11 protein-coding genes are annotated in these 15,495 nt (G+C 71.6%); 8 read left to right on the top strand and 3 right to left on the bottom strand.

From position 1 onward, the window contains the following. Positions 1-594: 594 nt before the first annotated feature. Positions 595-1,044 (top strand): PTS sugar transporter subunit IIA, encoded by a 450-nt coding sequence (locus tag IE273_RS11305; protein WP_189814995.1) that lies wholly within the window; start codon positions 595-597, stop codon positions 1,042-1,044. A gap of 79 nt (positions 1,045-1,123) precedes the next feature. Further along, on the top strand, positions 1,124-2,794 hold the full coding sequence (ptsP, locus tag IE273_RS11300) for a phosphoenolpyruvate--protein phosphotransferase (protein ID WP_189814994.1): 1,671 nt from the start codon (positions 1,124-1,126) through the stop codon (positions 2,792-2,794). Positions 2,795-2,886: 92 nt separating this feature from the next. Here ptsP and IE273_RS11295 read toward each other — a convergent pair whose 3' ends face one another. Together IE273_RS11295 and IE273_RS11290 are read right to left on the bottom strand one after the other, a co-directional pair. Then, positions 2,887-3,780 (bottom strand): DUF8829 domain-containing protein, encoded by an 894-nt coding sequence (locus tag IE273_RS11295; RefSeq protein ID WP_189814993.1) that lies wholly within the window; start codon positions 3,778-3,780, stop codon positions 2,887-2,889. 164 nt (positions 3,781-3,944) lie between these two features. Continuing rightward, positions 3,945-5,912, bottom strand: coding sequence for an acetoacetate--CoA ligase (locus tag IE273_RS11290; RefSeq protein WP_189814992.1), 1,968 nt, complete (start codon positions 5,910-5,912; stop codon positions 3,945-3,947). A gap of 214 nt (positions 5,913-6,126) precedes the next feature. Here IE273_RS11290 and IE273_RS11285 point away from each other — a divergent pair, with 214 nt between their 5' ends. Then, positions 6,127-8,487 (top strand): glycoside hydrolase family 31 protein, encoded by a 2,361-nt coding sequence (locus IE273_RS11285; RefSeq protein WP_189814991.1) that lies wholly within the window; start codon positions 6,127-6,129, stop codon positions 8,485-8,487. A gap of 9 nt (positions 8,488-8,496) precedes the next feature. On the opposite strand, the gene IE273_RS11280 is transcribed toward IE273_RS11285, so the two are convergent. Then, positions 8,497-9,033 carry an NUDIX domain-containing protein gene (locus IE273_RS11280; RefSeq protein WP_189814990.1) on the bottom strand — a complete coding sequence of 179 codons (537 nt, stop codon included), beginning with the start codon at positions 9,031-9,033 and terminating at the stop codon, positions 8,497-8,499. A gap of 225 nt (positions 9,034-9,258) precedes the next feature. Here IE273_RS11280 and IE273_RS11275 point away from each other — a divergent pair, with 225 nt between their 5' ends. The 5 genes from IE273_RS11275 to glpK all read left to right on the top strand — a co-directional run bounded on the left by IE273_RS11275 (position 9,259) and on the right by glpK (position 15,410). Next, positions 9,259-9,711 (top strand): Zn-ribbon domain-containing OB-fold protein, encoded by a 453-nt coding sequence (locus IE273_RS11275; protein ID WP_189814989.1) that lies wholly within the window; start codon positions 9,259-9,261, stop codon positions 9,709-9,711. Next, entirely contained in the window at positions 9,708-10,898 is a 1,191-nt protein-coding gene (locus IE273_RS11270; RefSeq protein WP_189814988.1) for a lipid-transfer protein, read from the top strand. The genes IE273_RS11275 and IE273_RS11270 overlap by 4 nt, the downstream gene beginning before the upstream one ends. A 136-nt stretch (positions 10,899-11,034) precedes the next feature. Beyond that, positions 11,035-12,711, top strand: a complete 1,677-nt coding sequence (locus IE273_RS11265; RefSeq protein ID WP_189814987.1) for a GGDEF domain-containing protein — start codon at positions 11,035-11,037, stop codon at positions 12,709-12,711. Between the two features lie 346 nt (positions 12,712-13,057). Then, positions 13,058-13,807, top strand: a complete 750-nt coding sequence (locus IE273_RS11260) for an MIP/aquaporin family protein (RefSeq protein WP_189814986.1) — start codon at positions 13,058-13,060, stop codon at positions 13,805-13,807. An 82-nt stretch (positions 13,808-13,889) separates the two neighbouring features. Next, the gene (glpK, locus tag IE273_RS11255) at positions 13,890-15,410 is read left to right on the top strand and encodes a glycerol kinase GlpK (protein WP_189814985.1); all 1,521 of its coding nucleotides are present in this window, start codon (positions 13,890-13,892) and stop codon (positions 15,408-15,410) included. The last annotated feature ends 85 nt before the right edge of the window (positions 15,411-15,495 follow it).

Genomic DNA, 15,495 nt, shown 5'->3' with positions numbered 1-15,495 from the left:
TGAGCCAGGATCAAACTCTCCGTGAATGTTTACTCGGCCAAGAAACAACTCGGCCGGTGCAACACCACGAGAGCGGTGCGAGAGGAGGAATAGTCCCCTCGCACACAGCGTCCTCGCTGTGTTTTTCAAAGGAACCTCGTCCCGATCGTGATGACCGGAGACGGGGTATCAACATATCTGGCGTTGATTTTTGGCACGCTGTTGAGTTCTCAAGGAACGGTCGCTTCCTTTGTACTCACCCTCTCGGGCTTTCCTCTGGGCGCTTCCCTTCGGTGTTTCAAACTCTACCAGGGTTTTTCCGTCTCTCTGACCGCCCCCCTGCGAGCATGCAGAAGGAGATCCAGAGATAGGATCTGATGAGTTTGGTTGCTGTCGGAGGAGGAAGCGGTTGCACGCCTCACTGCCCCCGGCAGGAGTACGACTGTACACGCAGCCTTGAAGGCCATGCAAATCCGGTGAGCTGGTGGTCTAGACCACTAACTGGTAGCTTCCGTCCGGAACCGCCAGTTCACATGACATACGCTGCTGCTCAGTGCGCCGTCCGGGACTGCCAGTGACGGCCCGTGAACAGCTCCACTCCTTGGGAGGCTTCCCATGACCACCGTGACGTCCCCTCTTGCCGGGCGTGCCATCGGACTGGCCGCAGTGCCGGATCCGGTCTTCTCCGGGGCCATGGTCGGCCCGGGCACCGCGATCGATCCCGTGCGTGAGGTCTCCGAGGCCGTGGCGCCCGTCGACGGCATCATCGTCTCCCTGCATCCGCACGCGTTCGTCGTGGTCGACGAGAGCGGGCACGGTGTACTCACCCATCTCGGCATCGACACCGTCCAGCTCAACGGCGAGGGTTTCGAGGTGCTCGTCAACAAGGGCGACACCGTGACCCGCGGCCAGGCCGTCGTGCGCTGGAACCCCGCCGCGGTCGAGGCGGCCGGCAAGTCGCCGGTGTGCCCGGTCGTCGCGCTGGAAGCCACTGCCGAGTCCCTCTCCGACCTCCGTGAGGACGGAGACGTGAAGGTCGGCGACAGCCTCTTCTCCTGGAACTGACAGCACTGCCGTCGTAAGGCGGCGCACAGGACAACCACCGCGGCGGCGGGACCCGCCGCACTATCCGGAGACGGGTGAGATGGAGACAACGCTGCGAGGCGTCGGCGTGAGCCATGGCGTGGCGATCGGCGAGGTACGGCACATGGGGACGGCGGTCCTGGAACCGCCGGCCAAGCAGATTCCCGCCGAGGAAGCGGAGCGGGAGCAGGGGCGCGCCCGTCAGGCCGTGGACGCCGTGGCCGCCGACCTGATGGCGCGCGGCAATCTGGCGGGGGGCGAGGCCCAGGCCGTGCTGGAGGCACAGGCCATGATGGCGCAGGACCCCGAGCTGATGGCCGACGTGGACCGGCGGATCGCCGTCGGCAGCACCGCCGAGCGTGCCGTGTACGACGCCTTCGCGGCGTACCGGGAGCTGTTGGCCGGCGCCGGTGAGTACCTGGCCGGGCGGGTGGCCGACCTGGATGACGTGCGGAACCGTATTGTCGCCCGGCTGCTGGGCGTGCCGATGCCGGGTGTCCCGGACAGTGACCAGCCTTATGTGCTCGTGGCACGTGATCTGGCTCCGGCCGACACCGCGCTGCTGGACCCGTCCCTGGTCCTCGGTTTCGTGACCGAGGAGGGCGGTCCGACCAGTCACAGCGCCATCCTGGCGCGGGCTCTGGGCGTGCCGGCCGTGGTGGCGCTGCCCGGTGCCGGTGAGCTGGGCGAGGGCACGCTGATCGCCGTCGACGGCAGCACCGGGGACGTCTTCGTGAACCCGAGCGAGGAGAAGAAGGCGGAGCTGGAGGCCGCGGCTGCCGCGCGCAAGGCCGCGCTGGCCGCTTCGACGGGTCCCGGGGTGACCGCAGACGGGCACAAGGTGCCGCTTCTGGCCAACGTGGGCGGGCCGGCGGACGTACCGGCGGCCGTCGAGGCCGGGGCCGAGGGTGTCGGTCTGTTCCGTACAGAGTTCCTGTTCCTGGACGACAGCAAGAACGCTCCTTCCGAGGAGAAGCAGGTGGAGGCCTACCGGCAGGTGCTGGAGGCGTTCCCCGAGAGCCGTGTGGTCGTGCGGGTGCTGGACGCCGGGGCGGACAAGCCGCTGGACTTCCTGACGCCGGCGGACGAGCCGAACCCGGCGCTCGGCGTGCGGGGGCTGCGGACGCTGCTCGACCACCCGGAGGTTCTGCGCACTCAGCTGACGGCGCTGGCGAAGGCCGCCGAGGGGCTGCCCGTCTACCTTGAGGTCATGGCGCCCATGGTGGCGGACCGGAAGGACGCCAAGGCTTTTGCCGATGCCTGCCGTGAGGCGGGGCTGCGGGCGAAGTTCGGCGCGATGGTCGAGATCCCCTCGGCCGCGCTGCGGGCGCGCTCGATCCTCCAGGAGGTCGAGTTCCTGTCGTTGGGTACCAACGACCTCGCGCAGTACACGTTCGCGGCGGACCGGCAGGTGGGTGCGGTGTCGCGTCTTCAGGACCCGTGGCAGCCTGCGCTGCTCGACCTGGTCGCGCTGTCCGCCGAGGCGGCCACGGCCGAGGGCAAGAGCTGTGGGGTGTGCGGCGAGGCCGCGTCGGATCCGCTGCTGGCGTGCGTGCTGACCGGTCTGGGTGTCACCTCCCTGTCCATGGGTGCGGCATCGATTCCGTACGTTCGCGCCACGCTGGCGAAGTACACGCTGGCGCAGTGTGAGCGGGCCGCGGCGGCGGCGCGTGCGGCGGACAGCGCCGAGGAGGCGCGGAGCGCGGCTCAGGCGGTGCTGTCCGGCGAGTAGCCGTACCGGTCACCGCCGGTGTGCCGGATCAGGGGCGTCCCGCCTTCGGGTGGGGCGCCCCTGTCGCGTTCGGGCCGCCGAGTGTGCGGGCCTCAGTGGCGGTGGCCCGGGGCGGTGCTCTCTTCTCCCAGGGCGGGGGGCTCGCGGTAGTCGACGCCGGGCTCCGGGGAGATCAGTTCGCCGGATTCGACGTCGGTGCAGTAGGCGTCGAACACCTCGGATGCCGTCAGTGGTTCGAGGGCACCGCCGCGCAGTCGCCAGCCGTAGACACGGTCGGCCGTTCCGGTGGCGCTGACGCGGATGACGAGTCCGCCCGGGCTGCGGGTCGCGAGGCCGAGGGCGAGGACGCTGGTGAATTCCAGAGCTTCGGCCTCGTCCAGGCGGGTCGCGCCGTGGGGGTCTTGGTCGCCGTGCAGGACGGAGACGAGGGTGTCCGGAGGTCCGGCGACGGTGCACACGAGGTGCCGGTCGCCCGGTGGTGCGCTGTCGAGGATGCGGACCAGGAGGTCGGAGGCGCGGGTGAAGGCTGCCCTGCCGATGTCCTCGCCGCAGGTCGGGCAGGGGCCGAGGCGGGTGAGGAGGGTGGTGGCGTACTCCCAGGTGGCCTGGCGTACGGCTTCGTCCACGAGGGCGGGCAGGAGGACGGCGAGCGGGCGGCCGTCGTAGGGGATGGTCGGGCCGGTGGCCGCGAGTTCCGCGGTGAACCGGGTCCGGCTGGTCGGCGCTTCCGGGTCGAGGCCGGTGTCCGCGCAGTACGCGGCGTAGTCCTCGGGGTCGAAGAGGGCGAGGGTGGTGTGGTCGCCCTGTGCGGCGCGGTCCTGGAGGACGGCCTCCAGTTGCCGGAGGTAGGCGGTGTGGTCGTCGAAGGTGAAGCTGCGGTAGCGCCGCATGGCGCGGAAGTCGTGGTCGTCGGTGAGGACGCCGATGGTGCCGGCGATCTCGCGGCGCAGGGCGCGCCGCATGGTCCGGTGGTCGGTGTGCGCCATGAATTTCCCCCAATGCGCGGTCGATCAATACTCACTCACCGTAACCGGCGGCACTGACAATGGTGGTGCCGCCGGTGGTCACGGTCGGGTGGGGAGGTCGTCTGCGCAGGTCACCCCGTGTGGGTCGCACTGAGGCCCAAATGCGGAGGGTGATCGTCCGGGGGTCAGGCGCGCTTGCGGGCGAGTTCCTCGTAGAAACCGAGCAGGGCGAGGTCGTCGATGGAGCCGGGGTTCACCGCCTTTTCCAGCGGGGTGCCCTGGAGCAGGCGTTTGACCGGGACCTCGATGCGCTTGCCCGTGAGGGTGTGAGGGACGCCGGGGACCTCGATGATCTCGTCGGGGATGTGCCGAGGGGAGAGCTGCTCGCGGATGGTCTGCTTGATGCGGTTCAGGAGGGCCTCGTCCAGGACGGCGCCCGGTGCGAGGTGCACGAACAGCGGCATCCAGTAGCCGCCGTCGGGCTGCTCGATGCCGATGACCAGCGACTCCTTGATCTCGGGCAGGCGCTCGACGACCTCGTAGATGTCGGCCGAGCCCATGCGCACGCCCTGCCGGTTGAGGGTGGAGTCGGAGCGGCCGTGGATGATCACGGTCCCGCGTGAGGTGACGGTGGTCCAGTCGCCGTGCCGCCAGACGCCGGGGTAGGTGTCGAAGTAGCTGTCGTGGTAGCGGCGGCCGTCGGGGTCGTTCCAGAAGTGGATCGGCATGGACGGCATGGGGTTGGTGACGACCAGCTCGCCGACCTCGTCGATGAGGGGCTTACCACTGGGGTCCCAGGACCGCAGGTCGGTGCCGAGGCCGGGTGCCTGGAGTTCCCCGGTGTACACCGGAAGGGTCGGTACGGCGCCGGCGAAGCAGGAGCAGACGTCGGTGCCGCCGCTGACGGAGGCGATCCACAGGTCGGCGCGGACCTCGTCGTGCAGCCAGCGGAAGCCGTCGGGCGGCAGGGGGGAACCGGTGGTGGCGACGCACTTCACCGTGGACAGGTCGCAGTCGCGGGCGGGGCGGACGCCGGCTTTGCGGCAGGCCATGACGTAGGCGGCGGAGGTGCCGTAGAGGGTGGCTCCGGTGCGTTCGGCGACGCGCCACTGGGCGCCCGTGTCCGGGTAGCCGGGGCTGCCGTCGTACAGGACGACCGTGGTGCCCGTGAGCAGGCCGGAGACGAGGAAGTTCCACATCATCCAGCCGGTCGAGGTGTACCAGAAGAAGCGGTCCTCGGGGCCGAGGTCGCAGTGCAGGCCGAGCTGCTTGAGGTGTTCGACCAGGATGCCGCCCTGCGACTGGACGATGGCCTTCGGCAGGCCGGTGGTGCCGGAGGAGTAGAGCACCCACAGCGGGTGGTCGAACGGGACCTGCTCGAAGACCGGCTCGGTGTCCCCGGCGGTCAGCGCGGACCACTCCAGGGCTCCCTCGGGCGGCTCGGTGCCGAGCAGGGGGATGTGGACGACGGCGCGCAGGGTGGGCAGCTCCCGGCGCAGCTCGGCGACGGCCTCCCGGCGGTCGTGCTCCTTGCCGCCGTAGCGGTAGCCGTCGACGGTGAACAGGACGACGGGTTCGACCTGCTGGAAGCGGTCGAGGACGCTGCGGGCGCCGAAGTCGGGGGCGCACGAGGTCCAGACGGCGCCGACGGCGGCCGTGGCGAGGAGGGCGACGACGGCCTGCGGGATGTTGGGGAGGTAGCCGCTGACGCGGTCGCCGGGGCGGACGCCGAGGGCGCGGAGTTCGGCGGCGAGGGAGCCGACCTGGCGGCGCAGCGCGGACCAGCTCACCGGCCGTGGCTCCTGCGTCTCGTCCACGTACAGGAGGGCGGGTTCGTCGGCGCGGTCGGCCGCGGCACGCAGGGCGTGTTCGGCGTAGTTGAGGGTGGCTCCGGGGAACCATTGGGCGCCGGGCATGGTGCGGTCGCCGAGCACACGCGTGTAGGGCGTCGAGAACCGTACGTCGAACCACTCGGTGACGGCTTTCCAGAAGGTGTCCAGCTGATCGACGGACCACCGGTGCAGGGCCGGGTACCCGCCCTCGGCAGGGGCTCCGTGGTGTTCGGCGGCCCATGCCTGGAACCGGGTGATGCGGGCCTGGGCGATCCGCTGGGGATCGGGCTGCCAGAGCGGCTGGGGGTTCGCGGTCGACATTGGTGCGGCTCCCGGGCTGTGCGCGTCGTGTGCGTCGTCCGCGCACGGGCTGGGGTGTGCGCGTGACGCGGCTGACAGGGACGATGCCATGTGATCGACTTCTACACCAGGGTGCGCTCCACACAGTCCGTGTCATGAAGATGTGGTCCGGGCACGGGTGAACGGCAGTTGAACGACACGCGCGCGTGGGGCGCTCAGTGGCAGGGTGAGCAGCATGGACGGTCGTGACCTGGTGCGTTCGGTAAGTGTGGTCGGTTCGGGGAGGGCGGCTCAGGGGTTGCGTACCGTACGGGCGGCGTGGCGCAGGAGGCGTATCGACGCCGCCGGGCTCCCGCGGCGGGGGCCCGAGCGGGCCCGGATGCCCGGTCAGGTGCGGGGCACGGAGCCGGGCCCCGGGGGTGGGCTGATCCGGTTCGGCCGCTCGGAGCTGCGGATCGTCGTGGCGGTGAACGGGGCGGTCTTCTGGGGGTGGGACGGGGCTGGTCCGCAGCCGTCGTACGCGCTCGCGGGGAGTGGTCCCGAGCCGGATCCGCGGGCGGTGCTGGAGCCGGACAAGGACGGCGGCTGGCGCGTGGTGGCCGAGCGGGCGACTGTTGTCGTGTCGCGGCACGGTGCGGTGGAGGTGTGCACGCCGGGCGGGGTGGTGCTGCGGCGGGATCTGCCGCCGCGCTGGTGGGAGCCGGTCGGCGGGGGGACGGCGCGGTGGATGCAGCGCTCGGAGGTCGCCGCGGACGCGCGGTTCTTCGGCCTGGGCGGGCGCGCGGGCGGGCCCCGGCTGCGCGATGGCCGGTACCGGTTGTGGAACACCGATCCCGGCCGGGCGTTCGGGCCCGGCGACGATCCGCTGTATCTGACGATGCCGGTGCAGCTGGTGGTGGCGGATGCCGGCACGCATCTGGTGTTCCATGACACCACCTGGGACGGCACGGTGGTCCTGCGCGAGGGCGGGGAGGGTGCCGGGTCCGGGCACGACCGGGCGGGGCACTGCGAGGTGCGGATGGACGGCGGTCCGTTGCGCTGCTGGGTGATGGTGGGGACACCCGCGCGCGTGCTGCACACGTGGGCCTCGCTGACCGGGGCGCCCGCCCTGCCGCCCGCGTGGGCGCTGGGCCACCAGCACGCGCGGTGGGGATTCGGCAGCGAGCAGGAGGTGCGCCGGATCGTCGCGGGCTATCACGAGCGCGGGCTGCCGCTGGACGCCGTGCACCTCGACATCGACCACTACGACGACCATCAGGTGTTCACGGTCGACCAGGAGCGTTTTCCCAAGCTTCCGGTGCTGGCGGAGGAGCTGCGCCGGGACGGGATCCGGCTGGTGTCGATCGTCGATCCGGCGGTGCGGGCGGAGCCGGGCGGTGCCGTGTACGAGAGCGGCAAGGCCGTGGACGCGTTCGTGCGGGACGCGCAGGGCCACACGGTGCGGGGTGTCGCGTGGGCCGGCGAGTCGGTCTTCCCGGATTTCACGGACGCACGCGCGCGTGCGTGGTGGGGCGGGCTGTACGAGGAGCGGCTGGGGCAGGGCTTCGCCGGGTTCTGGCACGACATGAACGAGCCGACGTCGTTCAGCGCCTTCGGCGAGCCGACGCTGCCGCGTTCGGCCCGGCATGCCCTGGAGGGGCGCGGCGGCGACCACCGGGAAGGGCACAACGTGTACGCGCTGTGCATGGCGCAGGCCGCCTATGAGGGGTTGCGCGAGCTGGCGCCCGAGGAGCGGCCCTTCCTGTTCTCCCGTTCGGGCTGGGCGGGGCTCCAGCGGTACGGGGGCACGTGGTCGGGGGACGTGGCGACCGGCTGGCCGGGGCTGCGGGCGTCGCTGTCGCTGGTGCTGGGCCTGGGGTTGTGCGGGGTGCCGTACTCGGGTCCGGACGTGGGCGGCTTCGACGGCAGTCCGTCGCCGGAGCTGTATCTGCGCTGGTTCCAGCTGGGCGCGTATCTGCCGCTGTTCCGCACCCACGCGAGTCTGCGGGCGGGGCGCCGGGAGCCGTGGGAGTTCGGTGCCGAGGTGCTGGAGCACGCGCGCGTGGCGTTGCTCGAACGGCGGCGGTTGCTGCCGTACTTCTTGACGCTGGCGCATCTGGCCCGGCGGACCGGCGCTCCCTATGTGCGTCCGCTGTGGTGGGGGGCGCCGGAGGACCGCGCGCTGCGCGACTGCGAGGACACGTTTCTGCTGGGCGACGGCCTTCTGGTGGCCCCCGTTCTGGATCCCGGTGTCCGCCGGCGTGCGGTGCGGCTGCCGCGGGGCCGCTGGTACGACACGCTGACGGAGGAGGTCCATGAGGGGCCGGGGCGGGTCCTGGTGGACGCGCCGCTGTCCCGGATACCGGTGCTCGCGCGCGCGGGAGCCGTGCTGCCCGTGCGTGGCGCCGATGGCGGGCTGGAGCTGGAGGTGTGGGCGCCCGCGCGCGGACGCACCGGGGCCGGCCTGGTCGTGGCGGACCCGGGCGACGGGTGGGAGGAACCGGAGATCGAACGCTACGTCGCCCGTCGGCACGGTGGGCGGGTGGTGGTCACCCGGGACCGGGAGGACGGCGTGGCGGCGCCGCCCTACCCGGTGCGCGTGCGCGGGCTCGGCTGAGCCGCGGGCTCAGACGTAGCGGCCCTCGAACCATGCCTTGACGGCCACGGTGTGCAGCGGGAAGGCGAGTTCCTCGGGCCTGCGCAGCAGCTGCCAGCCCTCCGTCTCGTCCGTGGGACCGGAGGGCGGCAGTCCGTCGGCCGGGCGTTCCGGCAGCACTCCGAACAGCAGCAGGTGCCCGTCGGGTGAGCTCATGACGTCCACGAGCCGCACGTCACGGGCGGCCGCCTCGATGCCGGTCTCTTCCTTGAGTTCCCGTACGACGGCCTGCTTCCAGTCCTCGCGGTCGTCGATGTACCCGCCCGGCAGGGCGATGCCTCCGCGCGCGGGGGCGACGGTTCGGGTGATGACGACCAGGGCTGTGCCCTTGGTGTCGTACACGGGCTGGAGAGCGATCGCGACCGGCAGCGGATTGCGGTAGGCGGTGGTCCCGCAGGACGAGCAGGTGCGCGGCCATCCGGAAACGCCCTCTCCATAGGGCGCTCCGCAGCTCGAACAGTGCGAGTCCGGCGCGGAGTTGGCAGTTGGTTGCTGAGTTTCGGACACGCGCGGACTGTATCCGATCAAGGGAGGGACGTGTTCCGCTAGTGAGGCATCACGAACGAGCGGATCCGGAAGGGGCGGTCGGAACCACCCCCGTCGGTCCCGGCCGCCCCTCGTGTACCACGACGCCGTGCGCCGCCGTTCGGTTCGCCGCATCGGCCTGCCCATTTCCGGTTACCCATGGCACACTTCTGACGCTCCGTCAGGTATGCCGTGAGAGGAGGCCCCTTGCCGCGCACACGCAAGCCCGCGGTCACCGGCTGGTTCACCGGCGAGGGCGGTGACTTCCGGCTCCTGGGCACCCGCTGCACGGCCTGCGCCTCCGTCTTCTTCCCGCGCGAGGACGTCCACTGCCGCAATCCCCACTGCGCGGGCGGCACCCTGGAGGAGACGTCACTGTCACGAAGGGGACGTATCTGGTCGTACACCGACAGTCGATATCGCCCTCCGTCACCGTACGTGAGCAACCTGGAACTTCCGTGGGTGCCGTACGCGTTGATCGCTGTGGAGCTGGAGGCCGAGCGGATCGTGGTGCTGGGGCAGGCGGCTCCCGGGGTCACCGTCGCCGATCTGGCGGTGGGCATGGAGGTGGAGCTCGTCCCTGGAGTGCTCCACGAGGACGAGGACGCGGAGACGACCTGGACGGTCTGGCACTGGCGGCCGACGGGGGTGGCGGAGTGACGGCTGATGTGGCGGTGCTCGGTGCGGGCATGCACCCGTGGGGCAAGTGGGGCCGCGGCTTCGTGGAGTACGGCGCGGCTGCGGCTCGCGCGGCTCTCGCGGACGCGGGCCTCGACTGGCCGGCCGTCGGCTCCATCGTGGGCGCGGACACGGTGCGCGGCGGATATCCGGGCCATGTCGCGGGAGCGACCTTCGCCAAGGCCCTGGGGTGGCAGGGCGCGAGGGTGACGAGTGTGTACGCGGCCTGCGCGTCAGGGGCGCAGGCCATCGCCGCGGCGCGGGCGCAGATCCTCGCCGGTCTTACGGACGTCGTCCTGGTGGTGGGGGCGGACGCCGCGCCCAAGGGCTTCTTCCGGCCCGCGGGCGGGGACCGTCCCGACGATCCGGACTGGCTGCGCTTCCGGCTGCTGGGGGCGACGAATCCGGCCTACTTCGGGCTGTACGCGCGGCGGCGGATGGCGGTGCACGGTGACACGCCGGAGGACTTCGCGCTGGTCAAGGTGAAGAACGCCGGGCTCGGGGCGCTCAACCCGTACGCCCGCTACCGCAAGCGGGTCACCGCCGAGGAGGTGGCCGCCTCCGCGGTGGTCGCCGATCCGCTGCGGCTGCTGGACATCTGCGCCACCTCCGACGGCGGGGCCGCCCTGGTGCTGTCCAGCCTGGACTTCGCGCACCGGCACGGTGTCGCCCGTCCGGTCCGGATCCGGGCGGTGTCGACGGTGACGCCCCGTTTCCCGAACTCGGTGCTGGACCTGCCGGACATCGCGACGGACTCGGCGGCCACGGTGCCGCCGCCGGCGGAGACCTTCCGTGCCTCCATCGCCCGGGCCGCCTACGACGAGGCGGGCATCGGACCCGAGGACCTGTCCCTGGCCGAGGTCTACGACCTGTCCACCGCGCTGGAGTTGCAGTGGTACGAGGATCTGGGGCTGTGCGGCGAGGGCGACGGCGCGAAGCTGCTCCGGGAGGGCGCGACCGCCCCGGGCGGGCGGATACCCGTGAACACCAGCGGCGGACTGGCCTCCTTCGGTGAGGCGGTGCCGGCCCAGGCCATCGCCCAGGTGTGCGAGCTGACCTGGCAGTTGAGGGGTACGGCGGGTGACCGTCAGGTCGCCGGGGCGCGGGTGGGCATCACGGCGAACCAAGGGCTGTTCGGGCACGGGTCATCGGTGATCGCCGTGCGGTGACCACCGTGAGTGGCGGAGGCTGCTCTGCCGCAAGGGAGCGGACGAGGCTGTCCACTCTCTGTGATCGACCAGGAATCCTGCGTGAACGTCTCATGAACTGCGCCTGGGCGTGCGCGGGCAGCGCCATCATGCTCCCGTGCACTCCTGGACGGATACTCTCCGCTTCGCCTTCCAGCCGGTGGTCAACCTGAGGACGGGCGCGGTCGCCGCACTGGAGATACTCGCCCGCCCGGAGACCGGCGACGTCCTGGCCGAGGCCCGCCGGGATCCCGAAGTGGACGGCAGGCTGACCGTGTCGGCGCTCCGCGCCGCGGCCCGCAAGGAAACCCTGCTGCCGTTGCACCTGAACGTGTTCGCGGCCACGCTCGCCGACCTCGGCGGCCTGACACCGCTGCACGACGCCGTCCGCGCGGCGGGGCGCATGGCCTGGGAGGTGACCCTCGACATCGTCCCGCCGTACACGCACGTGCCACAGCGGGCCCTGCTGGAGGCGGTGGCCTCACTGCGCGCGCAGGGGTTCCGGATCAGCGCGGACGGCATCGGGGACGGCGACGTTCCGCTCAGGCTGCTCACCGACCTCTCCCCCGACCTGGTCAAACTCGACGCCTCGCTGCTGGCGCGGCCGGCCGCGGTGCGGGCGATGCGGACGCTGTGCGAGGAGCTGGGCGCCCTGGTCGCGGTGGAGGGAGTGGAGACGGAACTCCATTGCGCGGCGGCGCTGTCGGCCGGTGCGCAGCTGGCCCAGGGAGAGCTGTTCGCTCCGCCGGCCCGCATCCCCGCAGCGGACGTATACGTTCCGTCCCTGGCGCCCGGCGCCGGGACCGTGCCCCGCTCCGGGCCTTCCGTACGGGAGTTCGTACGGCCGGCCGCCGTCCTGCCGCTGACCGCCTCGGCCGGACAGGTGCGGGCGCTGCTGACCGGTTCCCCGGACGTCTCCGGCGTACTGCTGGTGGACCAGTACGGCAGGCCCGTCCGGTCGGTGCACCGTTCGCGTTTCCTGCTGTCGATGTCGGGGCGCTACGGGCACGCCCTGTACGCCGACCGGCCGGCCTGCAAACTGGGCGACGCCCCCCGCACGGTCGGCGTCGACGCGACGGCCTGGCAGGTGCTGGACGTGGTGGCCGTCGGCGGCCGGGACCGGACCTCCGACGACGTGGCGGTGGTCGACGGACACGGCCGGTGCGTCGGTGTCGTACGGCTGGCGGATCTGGTGCGGGCACTGGCCGAGAGCCGGGTGGAGGAGGCCGCCGGGCTCAACCCGCTGACCCGGCTGCCCGGTTCGGACGCGATCGTGAGCGAGGTGGACCGGCGGATCTCCGACGGGCGGGCGTTCGCCCTCAGCTGGCTGGACATCGACCACTTCAAGCAGGTCAACGACGGTGCCGGGTTCGCCGCGGGCGACGAGTTGATCCGCGCGGTGGGCCGCGCGCTCCAACAGGCGGCGCTCCAACAGGCGCCGCTTCAACAGGCGGTCGCGGAGCACGCGCGCGTCGGGCACATCGGCGGAGACGACTTCCTGGTGCTGGCGGAGGAGGAGGCGCTCGATCCGCTGGTCACCGCCGTGCTGGACGTTCCCTGGGCGGCGGGCGGCCGGCCGGTCACCCTCTCCCTGGCGACGGTCGTCTGCGGTCCGGGCAGCGTGAGCGACCATCACCAGGCCGCCGCACAGCTGGCCCCGCTGAAGAAAGCCGCCAAGGCACTGAACGGCGGCAGCTGGGTGCTCGGGCGCGCCGGGCTCCCCGGTCACGAGGTCCGGCGCGGAGGCCCGGCCCCGGCGGGGACCGGCTACGCGACCGCCGAGCCACGGTGGTGAACGGCTTTCTCCTACATGTCCGTTGCGGCGCGCCCCTCCGCCGAGGCCGACGGAGCGCCCGTGTCACCGTCGCCGTCGGCAACCTTGACGCCCCCGGGACACCGGTGAACACTTCCCGGTGTCGGCCGACATCGCCGTACATTCTTGGCGTTATCAGGCACTGCGGCACGGGTCTGTCCTGCTCACGGCCCGGCGCTCCAGGGCGATCCGGCTGCGACGGCACGCTCGTCACCGACGCCGGGCGGGGCTCGGGGCCCTCCCTGCCTTCGGCTGAAGTCGCCAAGGGAACCGTCCTGCACGCCATGGCCGGGGGCCGATCGCCCCTGCCGGCGCCAAGGGAGCCGCCATGAGCAACGGAGACATATTCGTCGGCGAGGTCATCGGCACCGCGATCCTGATCCTGTTCGGCGCGGGCGTCTGCGCCGCCGTCACCCTCCGATACTCCAAGGCACGCGCCTCGGGCTGGATCGTGATCGCGTTCGGCTGGGGCTTCGGTGTCCTCGCGGGCGCGTACACCGCCGCTCCCCTCTCCGGTGGTCAGCTCAACCCCGCGGTCACCATCGGCATCGCGGTGGACACCGGCAAATGGGGCAAGGTCTGGGTGTACCTGCTCGGGCAGATCGTCGGCGCGATGCTCGGCGCCGTACTGGCCTACCTCGTCTATCTCGCCCAGTTCCAGGCCAACGTGCGCACCGAAGGGACCACGGGCGGCACCGCGGATGAGCCCGTGCCGACCCTCGGCATCTTCTCCACCATTCCGGAGATCAGGAACCCGGTCGCCAACCTCGTCACCGAGATCATCGCGACCGTCGCGCTCGTCCTGCCGGTCCTCGCCTTCGGGCTCACCCGAGGGCTCGGCGAGTCCGGCACCACCGTGCTCATCGTCTCCCTGCTGGTCGTGGGCATCGGCCTCTCCCTCGGCGGTCCCACCGGCTATGCCATCAACCCGGCCCGCGACCTCGGCCCGCGCATCGTGCACACCTTCCTGCCGATCCCCCACAAGGGCGGGTCCGACTGGGGATACGCCTGGATCCCGGTCGTCGGGCCGCTGATCGGCGGAGCACTGGCCGGCCTGATCTACAACGCGGCCTTCTGAACCCCCCGCTCCCGCCACCGCGATCCACGATCCGCACCCGGCCTTCCGACCAGCGATCCGACCCAGCGACCCAGGGGCAGCCATGACGGACACCGCCGACACGTACGTCGCCGCCATCGACCAGGGCACCACGTCCAGCCGCTGCATCGTCTTCGACCACAGCGGTGCGATCGTCGCCGTGGACCAGCGCGAGCACCGGCAGATCTTTCCCAAGCCCGGCTGGGTGGAGCACGACGCCACGGAGATCTGGTCCAAGGTGCAGGCCGTGGTGGCCGGGGCGCTCGCCCGGGCGGGACTGCGCGCCGACCAGCTGAGCGCCCTCGGCATCACCAACCAGCGGGAGACCACGGTCCTGTGGGACCGCGCCACGGGCAAGCCGGTGCACAACGCGATCGTCTGGCAGGACACCCGTACCGCGGCCCTGTGCGGCGAACTGGGCGGCGCGGACGGCCAGGACCGGTTCCGAGAGACGACCGGGCTGCCGCTGGCCAGCTACTTCTCCGGGCCCAAGGCGGCCTGGCTGCTGGACCATGTGCCCGGTCTGCGGCAGCGGGCGGAGCGCGGTGAGATCGCGTTCGGCACCATCGACTCCTGGCTGATCTGGAACCTCACCGGTGGCACCGACGGCGGCCGGCACGTCACTGACGTCACGAACGCCGGCCGCACCATGCTGATGAACCTGGACACCCTCCAGTGGGACCCCTCCATCCTGTCCGCGATGAACGTCCCCGAGGCCGTGCTGCCCGAGATCAGGTCCTCCGCCGAGGTGTACGGGACCGCCGTCGGGGAGCTGTCCGGGGTGCCCGTCGCCTCGGCGCTGGGCGACCAGCAGGCCGCCGTGTTCGGGCAGGCCTGCTACGACGTCGGCACGGCGAAGAACACCTACGGCACCGGCAGTTTCCTGCTGCTGAACACCGGCAACCGGCCGGTGCCGTCCAAGAACGGGCTGCTGACGACGATGGGCTACAAGATCGGCGGGGAGGCGCCGGTGTACTGCCTGGAGGGGTCCATAGCGATAACGGGCGCGTTGGTCCAATGGTTCCGCGACCAGCTCGGGATCATCCGGACCGCCGACGAGATCGAGACACTGGCGGCGAGCGTGGACGACAACGGCGGTGCCTACGTCGTGCCGGCCTTCTCCGGCCTGTTCGCGCCCTACTGGCGCTCCGACGCGCGCGGCGTCGTCACCGGCCTCACCCGGTACGTCACCAAGGCGCACCTCGCGCGCGCGGTGCTGGAGGCGACGAGCTGGCAGACCCGGGAGGTCGTGGACGCGATGTACCAGGACTCCGGGGTGCGGATCAGCACCCTGAAGGCCGACGGCGGCATGACCCGGAACAACCTGCTCATGCAGCACCAGGCGGACGTCCTCGGCGTCCCGGTGATCCGGCCCCGCGTGTCGGAGACGACGTGCCTGGGCGCCGCCTACGCGGCCGGACTGGCCACGGGGGTGTGGAACGACCTGGACGAGCTGAGGTCGCACTGGCGGAACGACGCGGAGTGGACGCCCCGCATGGAGGTGTCGGTCCGCGACCGCGAGTACCGGAACTGGCGCAGGGCCGTGGAGAAGAGCTTCGGCTGGCTGGAGGAGGAGAGGGCTTAGCGGCGGGAAGGCGGCCGGGAAGTCGCCGCACGCGCGCGTGGGCGGCCCGCACAGGACCACGGCCCGTACCCTGGTCGGCTTCCGC

This window comes from Streptomyces olivaceoviridis, assembly GCF_014650115.1.
In the GTDB taxonomy this organism is placed as follows: Bacteria; Actinomycetota; Actinomycetes; order Streptomycetales; family Streptomycetaceae; genus Streptomyces; species Streptomyces olivaceoviridis.
This window is presented reverse-complemented; position numbering and strand designations above follow the sequence as displayed.

Excerpts from the sequence above, each read along its gene's own strand:
- ptsP (WP_189814994.1), top strand. The coding sequence starts at position 1,124 with ATGGAGACAACGCTGCGAGGCGTCGGCGTGAGCCATGGCGTGGCGATC.
- IE273_RS11285 (WP_189814991.1), top strand. The coding sequence starts at position 6,127 with ATGGACGGTCGTGACCTGGTGCGTTCGGTAAGTGTGGTCGGTTCGGGG.
- glpK (WP_189814985.1), top strand. The coding sequence starts at position 13,890 with ATGACGGACACCGCCGACACGTACGTCGCCGCCATCGACCAGGGCACC.
- IE273_RS11290 (WP_189814992.1), bottom strand. The coding sequence starts at position 5,912 with ATGTCGACCGCGAACCCCCAGCCGCTCTGGCAGCCCGATCCCCAGCGG.
- IE273_RS11305 (WP_189814995.1), top strand. The coding sequence starts at position 595 with ATGACCACCGTGACGTCCCCTCTTGCCGGGCGTGCCATCGGACTGGCC.
- IE273_RS11260 (WP_189814986.1), top strand. The coding sequence starts at position 13,058 with ATGAGCAACGGAGACATATTCGTCGGCGAGGTCATCGGCACCGCGATC.
- IE273_RS11295 (WP_189814993.1), bottom strand. The coding sequence starts at position 3,780 with ATGGCGCACACCGACCACCGGACCATGCGGCGCGCCCTGCGCCGCGAG.